This window comes from Pseudomonadota bacterium (assembly GCA_013285465.1).
In the GTDB taxonomy this organism is placed as follows: Bacteria; Pseudomonadota; Alphaproteobacteria; order Micavibrionales; family CSBR16-224; genus CSBR16-224.
Window position 1 is genome coordinate 1,832,802 of record CP053449.1, and the last position, 21,565, is coordinate 1,854,366.

Annotated in this window: 24 protein-coding genes; 12 read left to right on the forward strand and 12 right to left on the reverse strand. The window is 53.2% G+C overall.

Annotated elements, in window-relative coordinates; translation table 11 throughout:
• Positions 1-45 precede the first annotated feature (45 nt).
• Positions 46-888 carry a hypothetical protein gene (locus tag HND56_08875; protein QKK05793.1) on the reverse strand — a complete coding sequence of 281 codons (843 nt, stop codon included), beginning with the start codon at positions 886-888 and terminating at the stop codon, positions 46-48.
• A gap of 111 nt (positions 889-999) precedes the next feature.
• On the opposite strand from HND56_08875, the gene HND56_08880 reads away from it, so the two are divergent.
• The 5 genes from HND56_08880 to HND56_08900 all read left to right on the forward strand — a co-directional run bounded on the left by HND56_08880 (position 1,000) and on the right by HND56_08900 (position 6,874).
• On the forward strand, positions 1,000-1,803 hold the full coding sequence (locus HND56_08880) for a 23S rRNA (adenine(2030)-N(6))-methyltransferase RlmJ (protein ID QKK05794.1): 804 nt from the start codon (positions 1,000-1,002) through the stop codon (positions 1,801-1,803).
• 97 nt (positions 1,804-1,900) lie between these two features.
• The gene (locus tag HND56_08885; protein ID QKK05795.1) at positions 1,901-2,440 is read left to right on the forward strand and encodes a peroxiredoxin; all 540 of its coding nucleotides are present in this window, start codon (positions 1,901-1,903) and stop codon (positions 2,438-2,440) included.
• A 127-nt stretch (positions 2,441-2,567) separates the two neighbouring features.
• Entirely contained in the window at positions 2,568-4,112 is a 1,545-nt protein-coding gene (locus tag HND56_08890; protein ID QKK05796.1) for a YifB family Mg chelatase-like AAA ATPase, read from the forward strand.
• Between the two features lie 169 nt (positions 4,113-4,281).
• Positions 4,282-6,366, forward strand: coding sequence for a hypothetical protein (locus HND56_08895; GenBank protein QKK05797.1), 2,085 nt, complete (start codon positions 4,282-4,284; stop codon positions 6,364-6,366).
• A gap of 25 nt (positions 6,367-6,391) precedes the next feature.
• Complete coding sequence (locus tag HND56_08900; protein ID QKK05798.1) at positions 6,392-6,874, forward strand: hypothetical protein; 483 nt, start codon at positions 6,392-6,394, stop codon at positions 6,872-6,874.
• A 28-nt stretch (positions 6,875-6,902) separates the two neighbouring features.
• Here the strand turns inward: HND56_08900 and lptB are convergent, their stop codons facing one another.
• The 4 genes from lptB to HND56_08920 form a co-directional block, all read right to left on the reverse strand.
• On the reverse strand, positions 6,903-7,694 hold the full coding sequence (gene lptB, locus HND56_08905) for an LPS export ABC transporter ATP-binding protein (GenBank protein ID QKK05799.1): 792 nt from the start codon (positions 7,692-7,694) through the stop codon (positions 6,903-6,905).
• Positions 7,695-7,767: 73 nt separating this feature from the next.
• Complete coding sequence (locus HND56_08910; protein ID QKK05800.1) at positions 7,768-8,631, reverse strand: hypothetical protein; 864 nt, start codon at positions 8,629-8,631, stop codon at positions 7,768-7,770.
• Between the two features lie 3 nt (positions 8,632-8,634).
• Positions 8,635-9,432 (reverse strand): LPS export ABC transporter periplasmic protein LptC, encoded by a 798-nt coding sequence (gene lptC / locus HND56_08915; GenBank protein ID QKK05801.1) that lies wholly within the window; start codon positions 9,430-9,432, stop codon positions 8,635-8,637.
• Positions 9,429-10,415, reverse strand: a complete 987-nt coding sequence (locus HND56_08920) for a KpsF/GutQ family sugar-phosphate isomerase (GenBank protein ID QKK06608.1) — start codon at positions 10,413-10,415, stop codon at positions 9,429-9,431. Before HND56_08920 ends, lptC begins: the two co-directional genes overlap by 4 nt.
• Before the next feature lie 212 nt (positions 10,416-10,627).
• Here HND56_08920 and HND56_08925 point away from each other — a divergent pair, with 212 nt between their 5' ends.
• The 3 genes from HND56_08925 to HND56_08935 are packed head-to-tail and all read left to right on the forward strand — an operon-like array spanning position 10,628 to position 13,058.
• Positions 10,628-11,395, forward strand: coding sequence for a hypothetical protein (locus tag HND56_08925; GenBank protein QKK05802.1), 768 nt, complete (start codon positions 10,628-10,630; stop codon positions 11,393-11,395).
• A gap of 57 nt (positions 11,396-11,452) precedes the next feature.
• Positions 11,453-12,361 carry a hypothetical protein gene (locus tag HND56_08930; GenBank protein ID QKK05803.1) on the forward strand — a complete coding sequence of 303 codons (909 nt, stop codon included), beginning with the start codon at positions 11,453-11,455 and terminating at the stop codon, positions 12,359-12,361.
• Positions 12,336-13,058: a dephospho-CoA kinase gene (locus tag HND56_08935; GenBank protein QKK05804.1), complete on the forward strand. Its 723-nt coding sequence runs from the start codon at positions 12,336-12,338 to the stop codon at positions 13,056-13,058. Before HND56_08930 ends, HND56_08935 begins: the two co-directional genes overlap by 26 nt.
• Here HND56_08935 and pgeF read toward each other — a convergent pair.
• The 4 genes from pgeF to rfaD are packed head-to-tail and all read right to left on the reverse strand — an operon-like array spanning position 12,982 to position 16,666.
• Positions 12,982-13,743 carry a peptidoglycan editing factor PgeF gene (gene pgeF / locus HND56_08940; GenBank protein ID QKK05805.1) on the reverse strand — a complete coding sequence of 254 codons (762 nt, stop codon included), beginning with the start codon at positions 13,741-13,743 and terminating at the stop codon, positions 12,982-12,984. The two genes, HND56_08935 and pgeF, sit on opposite strands and share 77 nt — an antisense overlap.
• The gene (locus HND56_08945; protein QKK05806.1) at positions 13,740-14,825 is read right to left on the reverse strand and encodes a class I SAM-dependent methyltransferase; all 1,086 of its coding nucleotides are present in this window, start codon (positions 14,823-14,825) and stop codon (positions 13,740-13,742) included. Before HND56_08945 ends, pgeF begins: the two co-directional genes overlap by 4 nt.
• The gene (locus HND56_08950; GenBank protein ID QKK05807.1) at positions 14,806-15,642 is read right to left on the reverse strand and encodes a prolipoprotein diacylglyceryl transferase; all 837 of its coding nucleotides are present in this window, start codon (positions 15,640-15,642) and stop codon (positions 14,806-14,808) included. The genes HND56_08945 and HND56_08950 overlap by 20 nt, the downstream gene beginning before the upstream one ends.
• Before the next feature lie 19 nt (positions 15,643-15,661).
• A complete protein-coding gene (gene rfaD / locus HND56_08955) occupies positions 15,662-16,666 on the reverse strand; it encodes an ADP-glyceromanno-heptose 6-epimerase (GenBank protein QKK05808.1) in 1,005 nt (334 codons plus the stop codon).
• A gap of 154 nt (positions 16,667-16,820) precedes the next feature.
• Here rfaD and HND56_08960 point away from each other — a divergent pair, with 154 nt between their 5' ends.
• From HND56_08960 to HND56_08970, 3 genes are read left to right on the forward strand one after another with little or no spacing between them, the layout of a single operon-like run.
• Positions 16,821-17,336 (forward strand): hypothetical protein, encoded by a 516-nt coding sequence (locus HND56_08960; protein ID QKK05809.1) that lies wholly within the window; start codon positions 16,821-16,823, stop codon positions 17,334-17,336.
• A gap of 25 nt (positions 17,337-17,361) precedes the next feature.
• Positions 17,362-18,156: a pyrroline-5-carboxylate reductase gene (locus HND56_08965; GenBank protein QKK05810.1), complete on the forward strand. Its 795-nt coding sequence runs from the start codon at positions 17,362-17,364 to the stop codon at positions 18,154-18,156.
• Between the two features lie 19 nt (positions 18,157-18,175).
• On the forward strand, positions 18,176-18,838 hold the full coding sequence (locus HND56_08970) for a hypothetical protein (GenBank protein ID QKK05811.1): 663 nt from the start codon (positions 18,176-18,178) through the stop codon (positions 18,836-18,838).
• A 203-nt stretch (positions 18,839-19,041) separates the two neighbouring features.
• Here HND56_08970 and HND56_08975 read toward each other — a convergent pair whose 3' ends face one another.
• The 3 genes from HND56_08975 to HND56_08985 form a co-directional block, all read right to left on the reverse strand.
• Positions 19,042-19,809 carry a hypothetical protein gene (locus HND56_08975; GenBank protein QKK05812.1) on the reverse strand — a complete coding sequence of 256 codons (768 nt, stop codon included), beginning with the start codon at positions 19,807-19,809 and terminating at the stop codon, positions 19,042-19,044.
• Between the two features lie 5 nt (positions 19,810-19,814).
• Positions 19,815-20,597 (reverse strand): hypothetical protein, encoded by a 783-nt coding sequence (locus HND56_08980; GenBank protein QKK05813.1) that lies wholly within the window; start codon positions 20,595-20,597, stop codon positions 19,815-19,817.
• Positions 20,598-20,702: 105 nt separating this feature from the next.
• Positions 20,703-21,218, reverse strand: coding sequence for a hypothetical protein (locus tag HND56_08985; GenBank protein QKK05814.1), 516 nt, complete (start codon positions 21,216-21,218; stop codon positions 20,703-20,705).
• Between the two features lie 102 nt (positions 21,219-21,320).
• Here HND56_08985 and HND56_08990 point away from each other — a divergent pair, with 102 nt between their 5' ends.
• Positions 21,321-21,524 (forward strand): hypothetical protein, encoded by a 204-nt coding sequence (locus HND56_08990; protein QKK05815.1) that lies wholly within the window; start codon positions 21,321-21,323, stop codon positions 21,522-21,524.
• Positions 21,525-21,565: the final 41 nt, after the last annotated feature.

Consider the following 21,565-nt stretch of genomic DNA (forward strand, 5'->3'; position numbering starts at 1 on the left):
GTTTTGCGGGGGCGTCAATGCGCTCTTATTATTATGAAGTTATTATTACTCTTTCTCCTGCGCGGTAGATGATTTTGCCAAATGTTCTTTGGCTTGTTCTAATAATTGCTTACTGTTGTCACCATTCCACTTGATTGCACGTTCCAGCGGCTCCAAAGCTTCTGCATAACGTTTTTGATAAAAAAGTGCGCGTCCATAGCCGGCAACATATCCCAGCCCGAAATCTGCCGCCTTATTCTCTGTGCGTTCCTTCCATTGCAGATATGCCTGTTCACCCCTTTTATACGTTTCCTCGGCGCGTTGGTAATCCTTGACGCTTTCAAGAAACGCCGCCTTTTTCAAATAAAGACGCGGATGATTTGGGTATGAGGCAATCATCTGATCATAAACCGTTATTTGCGCTTTAATTGCAGCCAGTTGCGGCAGAGCATCCACCCAACGGGGATGTTCATATTTTTCGCTATCGAGAGCATAGTAATCCTCGCACAAGCTCGGTACATAGCGACCTTCCTGATCTATATTCGCCAGAATGATATACCGCTTTCCCGCATCGTAAGAAACGCCTTGCCTGCCATCCCTTAAATGACGAATTTCAATTTCTTTACCAATTTTTCCTTTATAAGTTTCCAAAACCTCAAAAGCTGTAATGGCTGGATCTATGCCTAAACCAACAAAGAAAAACGCTCCAATTTCCGGCTCATACTTCTTATATAATTCCATATTAATTTTCTTTTGCGCCTCATCGCTTCTGACGGATAAAACCCGCCCTTCAAAAATGACAGGGTACGCCTCCACCATATCAAGAGGCTCACGGCATAGCGGCACAGCATAAGATGCGGAGGGCAACATAAGCATGCATAAAAATGCTACAATGATAATTCTTTTCATTTCCCCTCCCGTTTGTAAAAACTTCCCTTACAGCTTCGGCAATCGGATGGTTGATGTCAACGCAGTTAAGTCCTTACTTGCCTTTTAGGTTACTTAGGTTATGCTCCGCGCATGAGTTTGAGCTATCAGCATATTTATCATGCGGGGAATCCTGCCGACATCCATAAGCATTTATGGCTGATGGCGGTGCTGCGTTATATGACTAGGAAGGACAAGCCGCTGTTCTGGGCGGATACGCATGCGGGGCGCGGGCTTTATGATTTATCCTCGAAAGAGGCCGCCAAAACCGCCGAGGCGGCGGCGGGGATTCAAAAGCTGCTGGCGGCGAAGATCGACCATGTGCTGTGGCAGGATTACGTTGCGCAAATTAAAAAATATAATCCGCGCGGCGGTTTAGGGTCGTACCCCGGCTCGGCCATACTTGCGGCGATGCTGCTGCGGCGGGATGACCGCCTCTCCTGTTTCGAGCTGCATCCGCAGGAATTTACGCATCTGCAAAATTCTTTGAAAAAATACCGCCACAGCCATGCCGAAAAACAGGACGGGCTGCGCGGGTTGGGTGCCTATATGCCGCCGCCGCAAAAACGCGGCGGGGCGTTGATTGACCCCAGCTACGAGATCAAAACAGATTACGAAGCCGTGCCGCAAGCGCTGGCGCGTAATTTAAAGAAATTTCCGCAAGGCGTGTTTATGGTCTGGTATCCGCTGCTGCCTGCCGGACGGCATGAGATTTTGAAGGAGCAATGCGCCGCGCTGGAGGCGGAAGTGTTGATTGATGAATGGATTTACGCCGACCCTGCCGCTCCCGACCATAAGGGCATGTACGGTTCCGGCATGGTGATTATCAATCCGCCTTATACCGTGCCGGAAACGATGGGCGCGCTGAAAGAGATTATTCTGCCGCTGTTACGCTAGGCCTTGATATTTGCGTCTATCTGACAATAATAGGGGCGTGTTTCGCGGAGATGCGCGGGACAAAGATTCGCATTTATTTTTTAGAGGAGAAAAGACTATGCTGACCATCGGTGACAAACTTCCCGAATTCAATCTGAAAGCCGTTGTTTCCAACGATCTGAGCGATGCTTTTATCGATGTCAAAAACGACACCTATAAAGGCAAATGGCTGGTGCTGTTCGCATGGCCGAAAGATTTTACCTTCGTCTGCCCGACCGAAATTTCCGATTTTGGCCGTCTGAACGGCGAATTCGCTGACCGTGATGCACAGGTTCTGGGCATGAGCACGGATTCCGAATTCGTTCATCTGGCATGGCGCAAAGACCACCCTGATCTGAATAACCTGCCCTTCCCGATGCTGGCGGATATCAAGCGCGAGCTGTCCGAAGGTCTCGGCATCCTGCACAAAGACGCAGGCGTCTGCAACCGCGCAACCTTTATCATTGATCCCGAAGGCATTATCCGCCACGTATCGGTGAATGACCTCAGCGTCGGCCGCAACACGCAGGAAGTTCTGCGTATTCTGGATGCGTTGCAAACGGATGAGCTGTGCCCCTGCAACTGGAACAAAGGCGATGACACGCTGAAAGCGGCGTAAGTTTTTCGCAGACATATCTTTTAAAAGGGCATCCTTCCGCAGGATGCCCTTTTTCCTTGCCAAAATGCGCGGCTTGCCTTTATTCTTGTCGCCATTGTTACGATAAATTTTCAGCGGAGGAAAACGCATGGTTGCGCGGATCAAAACCGTCGCATTTCAGGGCATTGACGTCATGGATATTGATGTGCAGGTGCAGCTTTCCTCCGGCCTGCCCAGCTTCCAGATTGTCGGGCTGCCTGATAAAGCCGTGGCCGAAAGCCGCGAGCGCGTCCGTGCCGCTTTGCATGCCATCGGGCTGTCTTTGCCGCCAAAGCGTTTGACCGTCAACCTGTCCCCCGCCGATGTTTTGAAGGAAGGCAGTCATTTTGATCTGCCGATTGCGCTTGGCGTATTGGCGGCGATGGGGGTTTTCCCGTCAGACGAGCTTGACCATTATGTTGCGCTGGGCGAATTGGCGCTGGACGGTGCCTTGACGCCTGTGACGGGTATTCTGCCTGCCGCCATTCATGCCGCATCGCTGGAGCGCGGCGTGATCTGCCCCGAAAGCTGCGGCGCGGAAGCCGCCTGGGCGGGGGAAGAGGTCAATGTGCTGGCCCCGCATAATCTGGTCGCACTGATCAATCATATCAAAGGCACGCAGGTACTGCCTGCGCCGAAAGCCGTGCTGGAAAGCCGCGAAAAAGACGCCTATGCGCCCGATCTGAAAGATGTGCGCGGACAGGAAAGCGCCAAACGCGCCCTCGAAATCGCAGCGGCGGGCGGTCATAATATTCTGATGTGCGGCCCGCCGGGATCAGGGAAATCCATGCTGGCGGCAAGGCTGCCCGGTATTTTGCCTGATCTGATGCCCGAGGAGGCTTTGGAACTGTCAATGATCCACAGTGTTGCGGGGGAGCTGAAAAACGGCGCCCTGAAACGCACCCGTCCGTTCCGCGATCCGCATCATTCCGCCTCCCTGCCCTCGATGGTCGGCGGCGGTCACCGTGCCAAACCGGGGGAAATTTCGCTGGCGCATCACGGCGTGCTGTTTCTGGACGAGCTGCCGGAATTCGCCCGCGCGACGCTGGAGGCGCTGCGCCAGCCTTTGGAAACAGGGCAGACGCTGGTTTCCCGTGTCAATTACCATGTCACCTTTCCCGCCGATTTCCAGCTGGTCGCCGCAATGAACCCCTGCCGCTGCGGGCATCTGGCGGATGCCGCGCTGGCTTGCAGCCGCGCCCCGAAATGCGGGGAGGATTATCAGAACAAGCTCTCCGGCCCTTTGCTGGACCGGATTGATATTTATATTGATGTGCCCGCCGTCGATATCCGTGATCTGACCAATGCCGCACCTGCGGAAAGCAGTGAGACTGTTGCGGCGCGTGTTCTGGCGGCGCGGGAATTTTTCGCAGCACGACTGGACAGGCTGGGCATCAAAAATCCGAAATTCCGCAAAAATGCCGATATGGACGGTGATGCGCTGGAGGAAACCGCCGCGCTGGATGCCGAAGGCAAAAAACTGCTGGCCGATATTGCCGAGAGGTTGAAACTCTCCGCCCGCGGTTATTACCGTATTTTGCGGGTAGCGCGGACGCTGGCTGATCTGGAAAGAAGCGAAACCGTCAAAACCAAACATATCGCCGAAGCCGCCAATTACCGCCTGATGCGCCCGGGGCAGACGCTGGCGGCGTAAAGAACGCCGTATTGATGATGCCGGCGCGGCGGCGCTTCCACCCCCTCATGTCGCTTAACGGTTGAAGTTTCGCGGCAATTGCGCCATTATGGAATGAGGGAGCGGCAATTCCGTCCGCTTTCTGCATCAAGCGCATTCACGCCCAATCTCTGCTTTTTTCAAGGTATCCATGGCCACAGCCGATAACAGCCGCGACCGGATGGAACAAAATACCGCCCCGCGCCCCGCGGCGGTAAAGGGCGGATTGCACATTCCCGGAACGGATTTTTACATTGATCCCGCAGCGCCGCTGCCGGAATTCTCGAAGCCCCATGCGCCCGCCTATAGCGCCTTTCAGGCGGAAGGCAATAAAAAATTTGTCGCATTACTGACCGGAAAATCCGTTGTTCCGCGTTTCCGGCAGCTTTCGACGGTCAAGACGTTCTTTTCGCCCAGCCTGCAGCAATTTCACGGCGGCGGGGCGGTTTTATGGCCGGAGGATAATATTTATTATTATGCCTGCGTCTTTGACAAGCCGCGCGGCAAGCGCATCATGGACAGCCCCAAAGACGATTTGAATCTGGATATCAGTTACGAAGCAGCGGGAAAACCGCTTTTGACGAAATTCATCGAACCCGCCATCCAGCTATTGGCCGAATTGCACAAACATGACATCAGTCACGGCGCGATCAACCTGACCAATATTTACGCCCGTCCCGATTTTTCCACCACCGGCGTGTTGTTCGGCGAATTCCTCAGCGCACCGCATTCTTATGAACAGAATGTGATTTTTGAGCCTGTCGGACGCTCGCTGGCCGATCCGCTGGGACGCGGGCCCGCCAAAGACAAACATGATCTTTATGCGCTGGGGGCCTGTGCTGCGCTGCTGGCGCTGGGCAAAAACCCGTTCAAAGGTGCGAAAAACGGCGAAATTATCGCCCGTAAAATCGAACAGGGCTCCTATGGTGCGCTGGTCGGACGGGAACGTATGCCGCCGGGGCTGGCGGAATTCCTGCGCGCTGTTTTAAACGATGATCTTTCCGCCCGCTGGGGGCTGGAAGACGCGCTGAAATGGATGGAAGGCAGCCGCATGACGGTCAAGCCCGCCCGTGCAACCGCAAAAGCCGCGCGGTCATTCCAGTTCGGCGAGCATAATTACAGCTATCTGCGCAGCCTTGTGACCGCCATGGCCAAAACCCCGAATATGACGGCGCAGGTTTTAAAAGACAAGAAACTGCTGCAATGGCTGCAGCGCCATATTTCCGACAAAAGCACCATCGCCAATTTCGAGCGCCATTTCGGATCGGATAAAAATCCGGGAGAAAATTACGACAGTCCGTCTCTGATGGTCGCGCATGCAACCATCGCGCTCGACCCCGACGCCCCCATCCGTTACAAGGGTCTGTCCGTCATGCCTGACGGTTTCGGAAACGCGCTGGCACATGCCGTATTGCATGGCGAAGATAACGCGCCCTATCTCGAAATTCTGCAATACCAGCTTTATAATTACTGGTTTGAAATGCAGCATATCCATCTGCCGGACTCCGCTGCGCTGGTGCTGGAGATCGAAAAAGCCCGCAATTTCATGAAACAGAAAATGGTCGGGCGCGGCTTTGAACGCGGGCTTTATATGCTGTGCAAAGATATGCATTGTCTGAGCCCGACTGTCAGAAAATTCTTTATCCGCGATGCGGCGGGATTGCTGGCCGCCTTTGAGCAAATGGCGGAAGACGGCAAGCTCCCCGCCATTGACGGCTTTTTCGACCGCCATATTATCGCCTTTCTTGCCGTGCATGAGCCGCAGGTGATCGAGCCGTTCCTCAGCCTGATTTCCTCGAATAATGCCGGACGGCGCCTGACAGGCTTGATGCATTGCTTTGCCGCCATCCAGCGCAAATTTGACGGCGGCCCCGCCCCGCAGCTGATCGGCTGGTTTATCCGCAATATCCGCCCCGCTTTGGAGCGTATCCATGACCGCCGCCTGCGCCAGAAACTGTTTGAACAATTGCAAAAAATGCAGGACACGCAAAGCTTTGATACGCTGCTGAACGTGATTGATAATCCGGGCGTTATTAACGCAGACCGCAAAAGCTTTTTTGCCGCACGCACGGAATTCACCGTTCTGCAAAATGAACGCATGCATCTGCAAAAGCTGCTTGCGCACCGGCATACGCTTGGCAGCGACAAGGGACGGCAAACCGCTATGCTTGTCTCTCTGGGTTTATCATCGCTGATGATTTTGCTGTCGGTTTTATCCTATTACCACATTATTTAACGCAACAAACACACGGAAAACCATCATGGCCCGCACACAAAAAAAACATGGGAAAGCAAATGCGCTGCAAGTTCTGGTCGCGCTGCTGATGCTGGTCATGCTGGGCATTGCTTTCGCCGGCGCCGCACTTTTCCTGTTCCTTTGCATGATCCCGACCTATATCGCGCTGTTTATTGACCGTCAGCTGCCGCGGACACTGGGCTTAACCGTCGGCGCGGCCAATCTGGCCGGAACCGTGCCGAATTTTTTGGAAGTTCTGAAGTTGAATAATAATCCCGGCAATGCGCTGAGTTTTGCGCTGCAACCTTCAACACTGGCCATGGCCTATGCGGGTGCCGGGATCGGCTGGCTGATCCATCTGGCCGTGACGCGTTTTGTCGCGCTGGTGATTGTCAGCAAGGCGGAGATGCGCATCCAGAAACTGGCAAAGCGCGAGCAGGTTCTGATCGAACGCTGGGGGCCGGAAATCAAACAGCAATATGGCGGCACAGGCGGCGGCGAAGATTAAATGCAGCCCATATTGAAATCTGCGTGTTTTAGAGGGTGAATTTCTCGCCCAGATAAACCCGCCGCACATCCTTATGATTAACGATGTCTTCCGGCGCGCCCTGCATCAGCACCTTGCCGTCATGCAGAATATAGGCGCGGTCGACAATATCCAGCGTATCACGGACATTATGATCGGTAATCAGCACGCCGATACCGCGGGTTTTCAGATGTTTGACCAGTTCACGGATATCGCTGACGGCAATCGGGTCGATCCCGGCCAGCGGCTCATCCAGCAGGATAAATTTCGGACGCGAGGCCAGTGCCCGCGCAATCTCGACACGGCGGCGCTCCCCGCCCGACAGTGCCGTTGCAGGGGTCTGGCGCAAATGGGTAATGGAAAATTCCGCCAGCAGCGATTCCAGTATCTGTTCGCGGCGCTCCGCATCTTTTTCCGTGACCTGAATGATGGAGCGGATATTATTTTCAACGCTGAGACCGCGGAAAATTGATGTTTCCTGCGGCAGATAGCCGATCCCCAGCCTTGCGCGGCGGTACATCGGCAGATGGGTGATATCCTGCCCGTCCAGCTTGACCGTGCCGCCATCGGCATTGATCAGCCCCGTGACAATATAAAAGCTGGTGGTTTTACCTGCACCGTTCGGACCGAGAAGACCAACGGCTTCGCCTTGACGGACTTTCAGGCTGACATCATGCAGAATACGGCGTTTGCGGTAATATTTGACAATATGCGAGACTTCAAGCCCCTCATTTTTATGCACAAGCCGCGGCGCTTTGGGCTTGCGCATATCGGTCACATTTGAATCGCCGTTATTTGTCATTATTTTGATATCCGGTTTATCACACACCGTGCCGTTTTAACCGCTTTTGCGGCAAACAGTCTTCCATTATACACTAATTTTTGCCTGATGAGGGATAAAAAACGCCATGCACCCGCCCGTCGCCGCCGCTGCCGCCTGCAATCAGCTGGCTGACGCCTGTCTTCATATCCATCTGCGCCTTGTCGCCATGCAGTACATTCTGCCCCTGCTCGATGCTGATACCGCCCGTCATGACCGCGATATCGCTGGCCGCGCTGTAAACGGCGGCCTTGCCGCGGATTTTTTCACGCGGGGTCGACAACACAACATTACCGCGGGCGCGGACTTCTTTCAGCGCCAGCTTATCCGTATCGCCTTTGGCCTTGCCGAACTGCGCCGTCAGATTTTCCGCATCCAGTACATGCTGGCCGCGCACAACGCGCGCGCCGCCATTCGCCGTGAAAGTTTGCGCTTCACGGTCATATTCCAGCATATTTTGTGCGGTGATGACTTCCCCCGGCGTGACGATTTTTAAGTTATCGCCGATCAGCGTCGCCTTGCCGCCCGTCACATCATAAACGCCTGTTGTGCCATAAGCCGTATAAGGCGGTGATTCAACGCGGATATTGCCTTCCATTTCAATGCGGGAGATATTGCCCATGCCGCCTGCTGCACCCGTACCGTAATAGGCATACATCCGGTCTGCAAAGACGGCGGTATCCCCCTGACGAACCTCGACCGCGCCGCGTGCAATATAACGGCTGTGGCTTCTGTCCCATTCCAGCGCATGTTCTGCGGAAATCGTCAGAGGCTGTTGCCCGTCGGTCTGTGCATCCGTTGCGGTTGCTGCCGTTTCAGGCACTGTTTCCGCGCGGGCAGCCGTGCCGTAGCACAACCATGTACCAAATACGGCAATTACCAGACAGGAAAAAACGGTGCGGCGTAAAGGGGAAAGCATTTTCTAAGGTGCCTCCTTTAAAAACAGGTTTCTGGTTTGCAGGAACAGGGTCATTTTCGCCGGACCTGCAAAAATCACTTTATCATCTGCGGGTACAAAATCCATGCCCTGCGCTTCAATCGCGCCGGCGGGGCCGTGGCCTGCGACTTTTGTATCGGCGCGGACTTCATGGGTTTTTAAATCCATATGCAGGCCTTCGGTCAGCAATTCATAGCCGATATCATGGAAAAAGCGTACATGGTCTTCCAGAAACAGTTCCTGCTCTTTCTGCATATAGACACCGCGGCGGCTTTGCACGGCGATCCAGCCGCCATCCGTCAGCGTCAGATCCGCCATCGGGTCGGCCAGATGCACGACATCGGGGCTGTCGGGGCTGCGTGATGCTTCGGCAGCGGTAATCGTATAAGGCTGGCGTTTGTCATCCAGCCCGCCGTAACGCGCACCGATCATGGCAATTTTACTTTGCGCCGCAGCCGCCGGCATGACGCCTTCGGGCAGAACATCTGCCGGATTCCGCACGGGACCGATCACTTGCTCTGCGGCTTTGCTTTTCTCTTCCGCAGCTGCCTGACGTTCATGCTGCCGCGCCAGACTGACCGTACTGTGCCTGTCTTCGGTAAAGTTATAGACCAGAAGGCCGCAAAGCGCGACCACGGCCAGAAGAAGAATGATTTTTACACTGCGTACCGTCGCCGTATGGCGACGTCCGGCGCGATATTGCAAATCTTCCGTTGCAGCATCGGGAGCCGCATACAGCCAATCGCGGTTTTGATGTCCGTTTTCAGCTGTTTGTCCGCTCAAGAGAAGCCTGCTCTTAAACAATCATGAAGGTGGAGAATGCCGACGGGCTTACCGTCTTCCTGCACAACAAACAGGCAGGTAATGCGGCGGAAGCTTTGCGTGACATCATTCATAATGCCCATCGCCTCACCGACCAGCGTTTCCGGACGGATGATTTTCGGCGTTGCCGTCATGATGTCACCGGCTGTTTTGTTGAGGATATCGTCGCTGATATGGCGGCGGATATCACCATCGGTAATGATACCGGCCAGCAGACCGTCCGCATCAACAAGGCCGATAGCGCCGAAGCCTTTTTCCGTCATCACGGTAAAGGTTTCTTTCAAAGGCGCATCAAGGCTGATCAGCGGCACAGCATCGCCCTTATGCATGATTTCCGAGGCGCGCATCAATTGCTGCCCCAGCTTGCCGCCGGGATGGTAAACCTGAAAATCAGTCGCGGTAAAGCCTTTGCTTTCCAGCAGCGCAATCGCCAGCGCGTCACCGATTGCCAGCGACATGGTGGTCGAGGTCGTCGGCGCCAGACCGTTCGGACAGGCTTCGGGCAGTGCCGGAAGCTCCAGTACGATATCCGCGCTTTCGCCCAGCGTTGATCCCGGACGGCTCGTCACGCCGATCAGCGGAATGGCAAAACGGCGGGTATATTCGATCAGATCATTCATTTCGCGGCTTTCGCCGGAATTGGACAGGGCCAGAACGACATCACCGCGTACGATCATCCCCATATCGCCGTGACTGGCTTCACCGGGATGCACAAAAAAGGCAGGTGTTCCCGTCGAGGCCATTGTTGCCGCGATTTTACGGGCGATATGGCCGCTTTTACCCATACCCGTCACAATCACACGACCTTCGATTGCCGCGATCAGATCAACGGCGCGGGAGAACTCTTCGTCGCTCCAGATTTTATCGGCAAGGTTTTGCAAAGCATCGGCTTCCATCGCCAGCACGCGCGCGGCGGAACGGTTACTGGCGGAGACAGCCGCCATGTTTTCTTCTTTACTTTCCGTTACTTGCGCCAATGTTGACACTGTATCTTGCGGAGCCATGATGTATCCTCTCATATCGCGTTTTTTATGTGTTATTTTCTAAAGGATTTTTGCGTTATCGTCAAGTTTTCTGAAAAACACATCTTTACAACATCCCGCACGCCGTGCATGATAATTGCACTCCCGGAGTCATACAGGAACAGGCAATATTCATGCGCAAGAAATTATATTTACGGCAGTCCTGCCCGAAGGATCTGCAGAAAATTCTCGATTTTTACGATAATAACAAACATCCCTTTATCGCCGGACGCGACCGCGAAACCATGGAAGAGCGTGTCGATGCAGGGGCTGTGACCATGCTGCAGGATGACAACGGCGATATTCAGGCCATTTCCATCGCCTATCCCGTCACCGCCAAGGATGAGAACGGCGATGAGGCCCATAAATGGACGGAAATCGGATCAACCCATGTGCTGATGTCCAATATGGGGCTGTTTGATGTGATGGTCGGTGCACAGCTTCTGAACGCGTTTTTGCTGGAGCCGCCGGAAGACCGTTTTGTCATCGAAATCGACCCGACAAATCTGCATTCCAAACATGTCTTTAAAAAACTGGGCTGTGCCGATTACGACAACCCGCCGGAAGATATGGTCAAGGGCGTGAACGGCATTTTAGCGCCCGAAGATGCCAATAAAGGCGTTGACTGGCTGTATGCCGATCACGAAATGATGCCCGCACTGGCCAAAAAATTTCTGGACCGGATTGATAATCCCGTCATCACCAATAAGGCCACGGGCGAGGAATATGAGCTGGATGTTAGTGAGTCACCGCTGGGTAAACACTTTGTTGCCACGCTTGAAAAACTGGCCAAAAAAGATTACGGTCAAGGCAACGCGCCGGCCAATGACAAAGACAAAAAACAGGATGCAGATCCCGGCACAAAAAAAGCAAGAAACAACCTGTTCCACGGCCCGAAATAATCTTTCTGCTGCCGGACAGAGCTAAAAACCAGAGAAGACCCAAGGAAAATCCGGCGCATGTCCGATAGTCGTAAGAAAACACCCGCGAAACCGAAAAAAGCCGCACAGAAAAAAAGTAAAACGGCCAAAAAGACCTCTGCGGCAAAAGCGTCCAAATCTCCGGCTGCGACAGAAGAGGAAAATCTTCCTTTCTACCGTAAACATATCGCGATCATCGAAGGGGTCGGCTATATCCTGCTGGCAATTTTGATGTTCAGCGTGCCGCAGCTGATGATCCGCCACCCGAACAGTCTGGCCGGACAAATTCTTGTGGCCGCTCCCTATCCCGAGAACCATCCAAGTCAGCCGCTTTTCGGCGAAACCGTCATATTGATGACCAAACATACCCGCCGCATGGCGCACGGCTTTATCGTCAACCGTCCGCTGGAGAGCATGTCGGCGCGCGCCTTGTACAAAAAACTGGATATTCCCGCACCGGGGCGTTCCGCCAGCCTGTGGATCACGCCCGCCTATGCCGATGAAGACGCGGAGGATGCACCGAAAGAGGGCCGCAGCTATTTGAGCGACACGATGGAGCGTATGAGCTTTCCCGTCTATTGGGGCGGCCCGGTTGACGAAGATGAAGGGCATCTGCTGTTCCTTGACAAGGAATACAGCAAAAGCAAAATTACCCGTATCCCCAATACAAATGTCAGTTTTACCGACAAAATGAAAGTGATGAATAATGTGCTGGCCGCTTATGAGGAAGATGACGTCACCCCTTATAAAATCACTTTCGGACACGCGCAATGGGGACCGGGGCAGCTTGACAAAGAATTGAAAGACGGCCGCTGGCAGGTTGTGCCGTATGAACAGGAGATCGTTTTTTCAGATAACCCGAAAGGTTTGTGGAATGAATTGCAAAAACGCTTGGCAAAAAGCACTGAAACAGGTCAAGAAGATGGTCAAGAAAACACCGGCAAATAACACGGCCTTCGTGATCGGTATTACCGGTTCGATCGGCATGGGGAAAAGCACGGTTTCAAAAATGTTTGAACACCATGATATCCCTGTCAATAACGCCGATGATGATGTGCATAAAGCCATGGGACCGGGCGGCCCCGCCGTCGAGGCCGTCGGCAAACTGGTACCCGCCGCGCTGGCCAAGGATGAGAAAGGCCGCGACTATATCGACCGTAAGATCCTGTCCGCACATGTTTTTGCCGATCCTGATGACTTATCCATGCTGAACGAACTTGAAAAAATTCTGCACCCGATTGTCGGGAAATTGCGGGAGGAATTCGTCGCGGAACAATCCGCCGCAGGGCATAAAATTGTCATTTGCGACATTCCGCTGCTGTTTGAAAACGGGCTGGAAAAAGAGATGGATTTGACATTATGTGTCAGCGCCCCCGCCGATGTGCAGAAACAGCGCGTGCTGGCGCGTCCCAATATGACAGAGGACAAGCTGAACAGCGTGCTTGACCGCCAGATGCCGGATGCGGAAAAGCGCAAAAAGGCCGATATCGTGCTGGATACCTCGCTGTCGCTTGAAAAAACGCGGGAGCAGGTGGAGACACTGGTTCAGGATATTCTGGACGGTAAAATCACGAAAGCGCAATCGCGGAAATCTGACGCCCGCAATTCCCGTGGCCGTGGCGCAACATATGGCGCCGATAGCTGAAGAATTTTTCCGGCTGCGCGCAGGTATCTTCCCCCGCATCGCTGATTTGCGTCACACCCGCCGCCGCTGTCTGGCGCAGCACATAACCTGCCAGATCAAACAGGAAATGGTCGGGTTTCCCCGCGATCTTCTGAAATAAGGCCTCATTCTCCGCGCTTTGCCGTAAAAAGCGGTTATAGTAATCGCGGTCAATTTCATAGCTTTCCTGACGGATGGACGGGCCGATCACGGCTTTGATTTTTGCAATATCCGCCCCCTGCTGCCGCATCACCTGAACGGTTTTTGTCACAATGCCGCCAAAGGCGCTGGGCCAGCCCGCATGTGCCGCGCCGATCACGCCGTTATCGGTATCGGCCAGCAGCACCGGCACGCAATCCGCCGTCAAGACGCCCAATGCCAGATGCGGCGTTGTTGTCACCAGCGCATCGGCGGCGGGCGCTTCGGGCAATGCCTCCGTCACAACGGCAACATCCGTGCCATGTACCTGATGCATGGTTTGCAAAACGGGCGCCGCCGTTGATAAACGCGTCAGAACGCGGGCGCGGTTTTCCGTGACATTGTCCCGCGCATCCTCCTGCGCATAGGAGCAATTCAGCGAGGCATAATCCCCCGTACTGACCCCGCCCGTGATGCCGAAAAATCCATGCGGCGCATCTGCGAGAATTTTATCTTCAATCACAATCATGCCGAAAGCCCCATTACCTTAAATAATCTGCCCATTTCAGATGCGGCGGTCAAGCGCTGTACCGCAAGGATCAGCTCTTTCGCCTGTTCCGGCCTGGCCTGTTTGCGCAGATTTCCGGCATATTCTTCAATCCCGATGCCGCGCAGGAAATCTCCTTGCGTGATGATATCTGTGGCATAGACCCCTGCCGCCTGCACCGCCTTGCGCAGCACTGCGAAATTGACATGGGCGGTGATATCGCGCTCCCCCGGATCCCAGAGCGGGTCGGCATGCTGATGCGCACTGAGGGCCTGCAGCGTATCACCGATGGCCCATTCATCATCATGCCCGTAATCAATCACAAGGCACATCCCGCGCTGCGCCTTGATTTTGGCGGCAAGCTTTCCCATGATCGCCTCCGCCGCCGGACAATATTCAAATACTGCGCCGTCCTTGACGCGTTTGGGCAAGTCCATTTCCGGTTTTTCCGGCAGCAATGTAAAGGCAAAGCCCTTGTTTTTTCCGGTTGTGATACCGCGTTCGCGCCATTCCCCTTTTTCCATGACGAATTGGCGGATCGGCAATGCATCAAAGAATTCATTGGCCATCACGATCAACGGTCTGTCCTGCGGCAAATCATCAATACTGTCATGCCAGCTGATTTTTCCCTCCAGATGCGCCAGTGTTTCGCGCTGCCGTTCCTTTAAGACCGGACTGATTTCCACCAGATGCACCTCTGCCTGTGCGCAAAAATCCGGCGCGGCCTTTTCCGCGATGCGCCAGATATCGGCGGTCAGACTGCCGCGCCCCGGCCCCAGCTCGACCAGTGCGGGTTTTTCCGGTGCGCCCATTTCCTGCCAGTTTTCCAGCAGAAATGTGCCGATAATCTCGCCAAAGACCTGACTGATTTCAGGGGCGGTGGTGAAATCCCCGCGCGTTCCGAAAGGGTCACGCGTCATGTAATAGCCGTAGTCGGGATGCGCCAGACACAGCGCCATATAATCGGCAACGGAGACCGGCCCCTCTGCCGCGATTTTTGCGCGTAGCAGCGCCCCCAGCCCTGCATCCTTCTTGTTTTGACTGTCAGGATGATGCCGTGCCATGTTCCACCGTTTTTTGTTTTGCCGCATAACGGATCAGCCAGATGCCGCCCGCAATCATCGGCAGAGAGAGAATTTGCCCCATCGAGAAATATTCGGCGAACAGGCCGAGTTGCACATCGGGTTCCCGCACCCATTCGATGCAGAAACGCGCAGAGCCATACCATGCGAGGAACACGCCTGCCAATATTCCCGGGCGTTTCCAGACATGGAAAAACCGCGCCAGCACATAGAGCAGTAAAAACAGTACCAGCCCTTCCAGCCCCGCTTCGTAAAGCTGGCTGGGATGACGCGGAAACGGGTCGCCATAGGGAAAGACGATTCCCCAGGGCATCGCCGTCACCCGTCCGAATAATTCGCCATTGGCAAAATTGGCCAGCCGTCCGAAGAACAATCCGATCGGCACGACGCAGGCCACCAGATCAGCCAGCTGCAGCAGCGGAATTTTAGCCTGACGCGCATAGAGAAACAGCACGGCAATCACCCCTGCCATACCGCCATGGAAAGACATGCCGCCCTCCCACAAATAGAAAATCTGCAGCGGGTTTTCGATGTAAAAGCTGAAATTGTAAAACAGCACATAACCAAGACGACCGCCGAGCACGACCCCTGCAACGATCCAGGGCAGCATATCTTCAATATCCTGCCGGTTCGGACGCCAGTCTTTGCCGAAACGTCCCGCCAGCCATGAGCCGTAGCCCCAGCCGCCGAGAAAACCCGCCAGATAGGCCAGCGCATACCAGCGGATATGCAGAATACCGAAAATGCTGAACGCAATCGGGTCAATATCGGGGAACGGGATGCCTGCGACGCCCTGCATGGTTTTGCCTTTCCGCTACTTACCAGTAACGATCTTCTTTTGCGAGATGGGTTTGCACATAGTCGCGCACACCGTCTTCCAGCGATGTGAAATCAGCCATATAACCGGCGGCGCGCAGTTTCGCCATATTCGCCTCGGTGAAATACTGGTATTGCGCCCGCAAATCTTCAGGCATGTCGATATAGCTGATATCCGGCTCGCGCCCCAGCGCGGTAAACAGCGCCGTTGCCAGATCGGCAAAGCTGCGCGCCTTGCCCGTGCCGACATTGAACAAGCCGTTTTTATCGGCATTTTCAAAGAACCAGAGCATGACATCAACGCAATCCTTCACATAGACGAAATCACGCATCTGGCCACCATCGCCGTAATCGGGGCGGTGGGATTTGAACAAGGTCGCGCCGCCGCCTGCCGCCAGCGGTTCGTAGAGTTTGCAGACGACGCTCATCATATCGCCTTTGTGATATTCATTCGGGCCGTAGACATTGAAAAACTTTAAACCGACAAATTGCGGCGGCTTCGGTTCGATCTGTTTTAAGCGTTCATCTTGCGTCATACGCGCAACATAGCGGTCAAAGGCATGTTTGCTCCAGCCATAGGCGTTCAGCGGCTGCAAACCCGCCAATTTGTCAATTTCCTCGACATCGGTAAAGCCGTGACTGCCATCGCCATAAGTCGCTGCGGAGGAGGCGTAAATCAAACGCACATTATTGTCGGCGCAGTAATGCCACAATTTACGTGTCAGGATAAAATTGGATTTGACGATCAGATCGGCATCGCGCTCGGTTGTGGCGGAAATTGCGCCAAGATGAAAGATGGCATCAACTTTGCCTTTATGTTCCTCGAGCCAGTCAAACAGATCAGCCGGAAAGACAAAATCATAAATTTCGCGTTTGGCGATATTTTTCCATTTATCGCCTTCGCCGAGGTGATCCGCGATCACAATGCGCCGTCCGGGAAATTTTTCTTCCAATTTTGCAACCAGACAGGAACCGATAAAACCTGCGCCGCCTGTGACAATAATCATGTGTTTTTCCTTGTTTTTTCTGTTTTGTCTTCCATTTCTGCGTTCCTCTGTTATACCGTCAATGCCCCGCTTGATAAACAAAAAACTTGCCAAGAATACGTTAAATATGCTATGAGATTCCTAATGAATAAAAACAATAAAGGCAGATAAACGCATGACGAATGCTCCTTTTGAGTTTGCTTATAGCGGCGACAGTCTCAATCCTCTGGATCTTCTTGAAGAGCTGGCGCATGGCCGTCACTGGCTGTCCGAGCGGGTGAATGAAAACCTGATGTATATTCAGGCCGCCGGAAAAAATTCCCAGTACAAGCTGCAAATGGAATGGGATGACGAGTTTAACGCGTTGCAGCTCTCCGTACCGCTGGAAGATGTGCGTTTGAAAGATGAATATCTGCCCGCCGCCGCCGAAATTTTCATGAAAATCAATGACACAATGTGGATGGGGCATTTTGATTTGTCCTCCGGTGAAAACCGCCCGACATTCCGCCATACTTCCATGCTGCATACCGTTCCCTCGCCGATTGCGGTCGAGATGATCGCCGATATTACCGAGATTGCGATTACGGAATGCGACCGTTTTTACATGACCTTCAAAATGCTGGCCTCGGGCGATATCCGTTCGCAGGAAGCTTTCTCTATCGCCATGTTCCGCACCGCGGGCGAAGCATAAGCACAAAAATTAAGGTTACAGACTGATGAAACTGATTCTGGTCGGATTCGGCAAGATGGGACAAGCCTTGTTTCAAGGCTGGCGCAAGCAAAGCCCCGCGCCGGATTGTCTGATTATTGACCCTTTTGCCGAAAATGCGCCTGATGGCGCAACACTTTACAAAAACGCCGAAGATATTCCCGCAGATTATCAGGCCGATGTCATTGTTTTTGCCGTGAAGCCGCAGGTGATGGGCGAGATTGTGCCCGCATATCGCCGCTTTACCTCCGATACGACGCTGTTTATCTCCATTGCCGCCGGAAAGACGCTGGCGACGCTGGAAAGCCTGCTTTCCCCCTCCAGCGCCATTATCCGCGTCATGCCCAACACCCCTGCCGCCGCCGGAAAGGGCATTAGCGTTGCCTGCGGCAATAACTATGTGCGCGATGGCGAAAAGCAGGTTGCGCTGGATTTGATGGCGGCTGTCGGGCAAGCGCTGTGGACGGATGATGAAGGGCTGATGAATGCCGTGACCGCGGTTTCAGGCAGCGGCCCTGCCTATATCTTTCTGTTGATCGAATGCCTTGCCAAAGCCGGCGAAAATTCCGGCCTGCCTGCCGATATGGCGATGGCCTTGGCGCGGGAAACCGTGATCGGCAGCGCCGCCCTCGCCGCTGATGCCGCCGACACCCCCGCCGCAACATTGCGCGAAAATGTTACCAGCCCCGGCGGCACTACCGCCGCCGCGCTTGGCGTTTTGATGGCTCAGGACAACGGCTTACAGCAATTGATGGACAAAGCCGTTGCCGCCGCCACCGCGCGTGGGAAAGAGCTGGAATAATTTAACAGGCCTAAAAAGTATGAAAAAAATAGCCTTGATTGCCAACGTTGTCGCCAACGTATTTTTCTTCTTAGCAGGCATAGGAATACTTGCCTATGCATTACATGAATTCTCCACATTAACTGAATGGAAGGTCACGACCCTATTCGCGTATTCAATTATCATGTTTTTATTGGCTTTTCGTAGTAGCTTATCAGGTTTTTCCGTATTTGGCCTAAAAGCAGAACTCCGCGAAAAAATTAATGAAGCTGACGCTGTGTTGAATGACCTTAGAAATCTAGCGAAGCTAGTATTAAGCCCAACAATCACAACAGTAGCCAGTTTAGGACGATGGGGCGCGGGGTTTTCGCACAAAGAAAAGTACGACATTAAAATCCGCGCTGAAGAAGTTATGCAATCACTACATATGTCTGACAAAGAGATCGATGACGTTCTTTTAGAGTTGCATCGGTATAATCTGTTCGACCTCATGGCAGCAGCTAAAGCCCCCGCTCTGGAATTAATTAAGAAAAAAACTGCCGACAAGAGAAAAGAACATGAAAAACGCTTCAAAGGGACAATCACTGATAACGAGGGACACAATAAGTCATGTGAAACACTACGCTTTTACGGTGCACAACAGCAGAGATTCTCTGAGCATTTACGCGGATACGATGAAGTGTTTAATTATACCAAACACTAGTGCGTGAAATTCAAGCCTGTCCGATACTCACAGACGCAGAGAAAGCACAGCTTTGTGAAGACACTACTGCACTAGTTGATCTGAAATATTACTGCCAACATAAAGATTTTCGAGAGCCTAATGCACTCCCTTCATCAGTAAAAGAATAATCTCTGACTTTATTGCAAAATACTATAAATCGTATTAAACACTAAAAAACACACTTATCTTTTTTGCAGATAACGGCGGATCAACGCCGATTTTTGGGCGCCGGAATGGGCGATATGGGCGGACATGGCTTTGCTATTGGCGGGGTCGATGATTTTATATTCCTTGGCAAAGACCATCGGGGAGACAACCGTATAGCCATCGGGGTCGCTGCTGTTTTCATACAGCACGGTTCCCGGTTTGACCTGCAGGGGCTTGCCTTTGACCTCCAAAACGGTTTCCTGCGGCACAACGACATAGCGTTGCGGTTTGTCATCGCGCTGCAAATGCGCTTTGTCATTAAACAGCCCCTTTAACGCATCATCGGCATAGGCCGCATTGGTGCGGAAGCTGACATGGAAATCAATATCGCGGATATAGGTCGGTGCGCCATCCGGAAAAGTGACCAGAAAGGCAGGCTGTTTTGCCAGCGCATGGACGGGTTTATGGTTTTTGCCTTTCGGATAGACGGCAAATGCCTCGCCCTCTTTCAGGCGGTGGACTTCGGTGCCGAAAGGCAGCGGCATGGCGTGGCGGTTATCCAGCGCGACGGCCTCGAATTCTTCTTTAAAATCCTCATCCTCGTAGAACAGATTCTGGCCGCCCCTCTCGACCTGCCAGCCATCCGTATCGGCGACCATTTCGACCTCCATGCCGAAATTGCCGGGGGCAAGGCATTCTTCGCCTTTTTTGACGGGACGGGCTTTTACGACAGGCACTTGGCGGCACAGCCCTGCGCCCGCCTTTTCTTCCAATTCATGAAATATCTGCTGTAATTTCATCATGTCCCTCACCTCCACGGCTGGAATGCGCGGTTCCGCGCATAATCGGGGCTATCGAGGAAGTTTTTCAAGACGCTGCGGTATTGTGCTTCCAATTCCTCTTTATCAAAATCATCATTAAAATCGAGACCAGCCATCAAAGGACGCTCACCATGCCGTATCAGCTGGTTAAAATCAGCAAGAATTGTCGGCTGCTGCTCCAGACCGTAATCCATCAGATCCTTGCCTTCTTCCAGCTTGTATTCGTAATGGGAACTGCCGTCGCCGCCCATGACAAAATAATTGAACATGTCTTTTGCCGCGTGTAAGCGTGAAAATATGACATTGTTCTGATTTTGCCAGACATGACCGAGCTCATGCACAAAGAAGAACTCATCAACGGTGCTTTTTTGTGTAAAATCCTCCGCATATTCCGCCTGCGGCACAATCACCATACTGCCTTTTGTCGCCAGCCCCATCTTCATCATATCCAGATAGAAATCGCCGAAAGCGGAAGCGTGGATTTTGACCTTGCTGTAATCAATGGAATCATCATAGCCCATCTGCTGCAGCATTTTGGTTTCATTGTCATGCAGCGGGCGTCCGTCCAGAACATAGGGCAGCGATGCCTCCGCCGCCCACAGACCTGTAAAGGCCAGCGTCAGGGTGCGCGCGGCCTTCACAAAAATATTGGCTTTGCGGCTGAACAGAGTTTTATACCACGGGCGGCGGGTTTTGGCAGAAGGCATCTTCGCCGCAGCATGTTCTGCTGCGCCGCCCTCCTGCTCATCTTTCTCAGGATATTCCGTCATTCCCTAAAACCGCCTGCTCTGCCCATGTCAAAAACAAACATTATCCTATCACAATATTTTACATATCGCAATGGGATTGTAAGAAAAAAAGCCTGCGGGATTGTATTATTTCGGACGACGCAGATAACGGCGCAGGGCGTTCTGGCGATGGCCGCGTGCCGCGACCCGCTGCGTCTTTTCACCGCGAAGGAAATCTTCGCACATTTGGGCGATTTCCGGCATGTCGCGCTCACGCGCGTAATCCAGTGCCGTTTTGCCCTCGCGGTTCGGAATATCGGGGCGTGCGCCGTGATCCAGCAGCAGTTTGACCAGCTCCGGCTTTACCGGTTCGAAAATCTGCCACAGATGATGCGTCAGCGGTGTGCCGTAATAGGTCGAAGAGATATTGGGGTCGGCATTGTTTTGCAGCAGCACGCGCATGGTTTCCACCCCGCCCGAAACCGTGCTCGCCGCCAAGGCGGTATAGCCCATCATTTCATCAACGATGATATCGGGATTGGCACCGTTCAGCAGCGCGCAGGCAGCCATCAGCGCGGCTTCGCTATCATTGCCGTTGCCAAGGGTGATATTCACCGCATAGCGTAAATCCGTATCGGGGTCTCCGAATCTGAAACTGCCCATTGCGCCGTTTTCCTTTGATAAAATAAGGCGTATCATTAACATATTTGCAAAAGCGCCTGCAAGAATTTTGTCTTCCTTTATGAAAGCTGATATATTTCCCGCATGGCAAAGAAACGCTCCCCCAGTCACTATTCGACGCAAAAAAACAAGAAAGTTTATATCCAGCTGCGTGACGGTACGGAGTTTGTTGACCGTTTTCTGGATAAAAAAGGCAGCTGGCTGCATTTGCAGGAGCGCGGCAAAATTCCGATTAAAGACATTGCCGTTTTCACTCATGCCCGTATCGACAAACCCGTGCAAGATTGACATAATTTTGTAATTTTGCTATAGTCACCCGCTTATCGTAA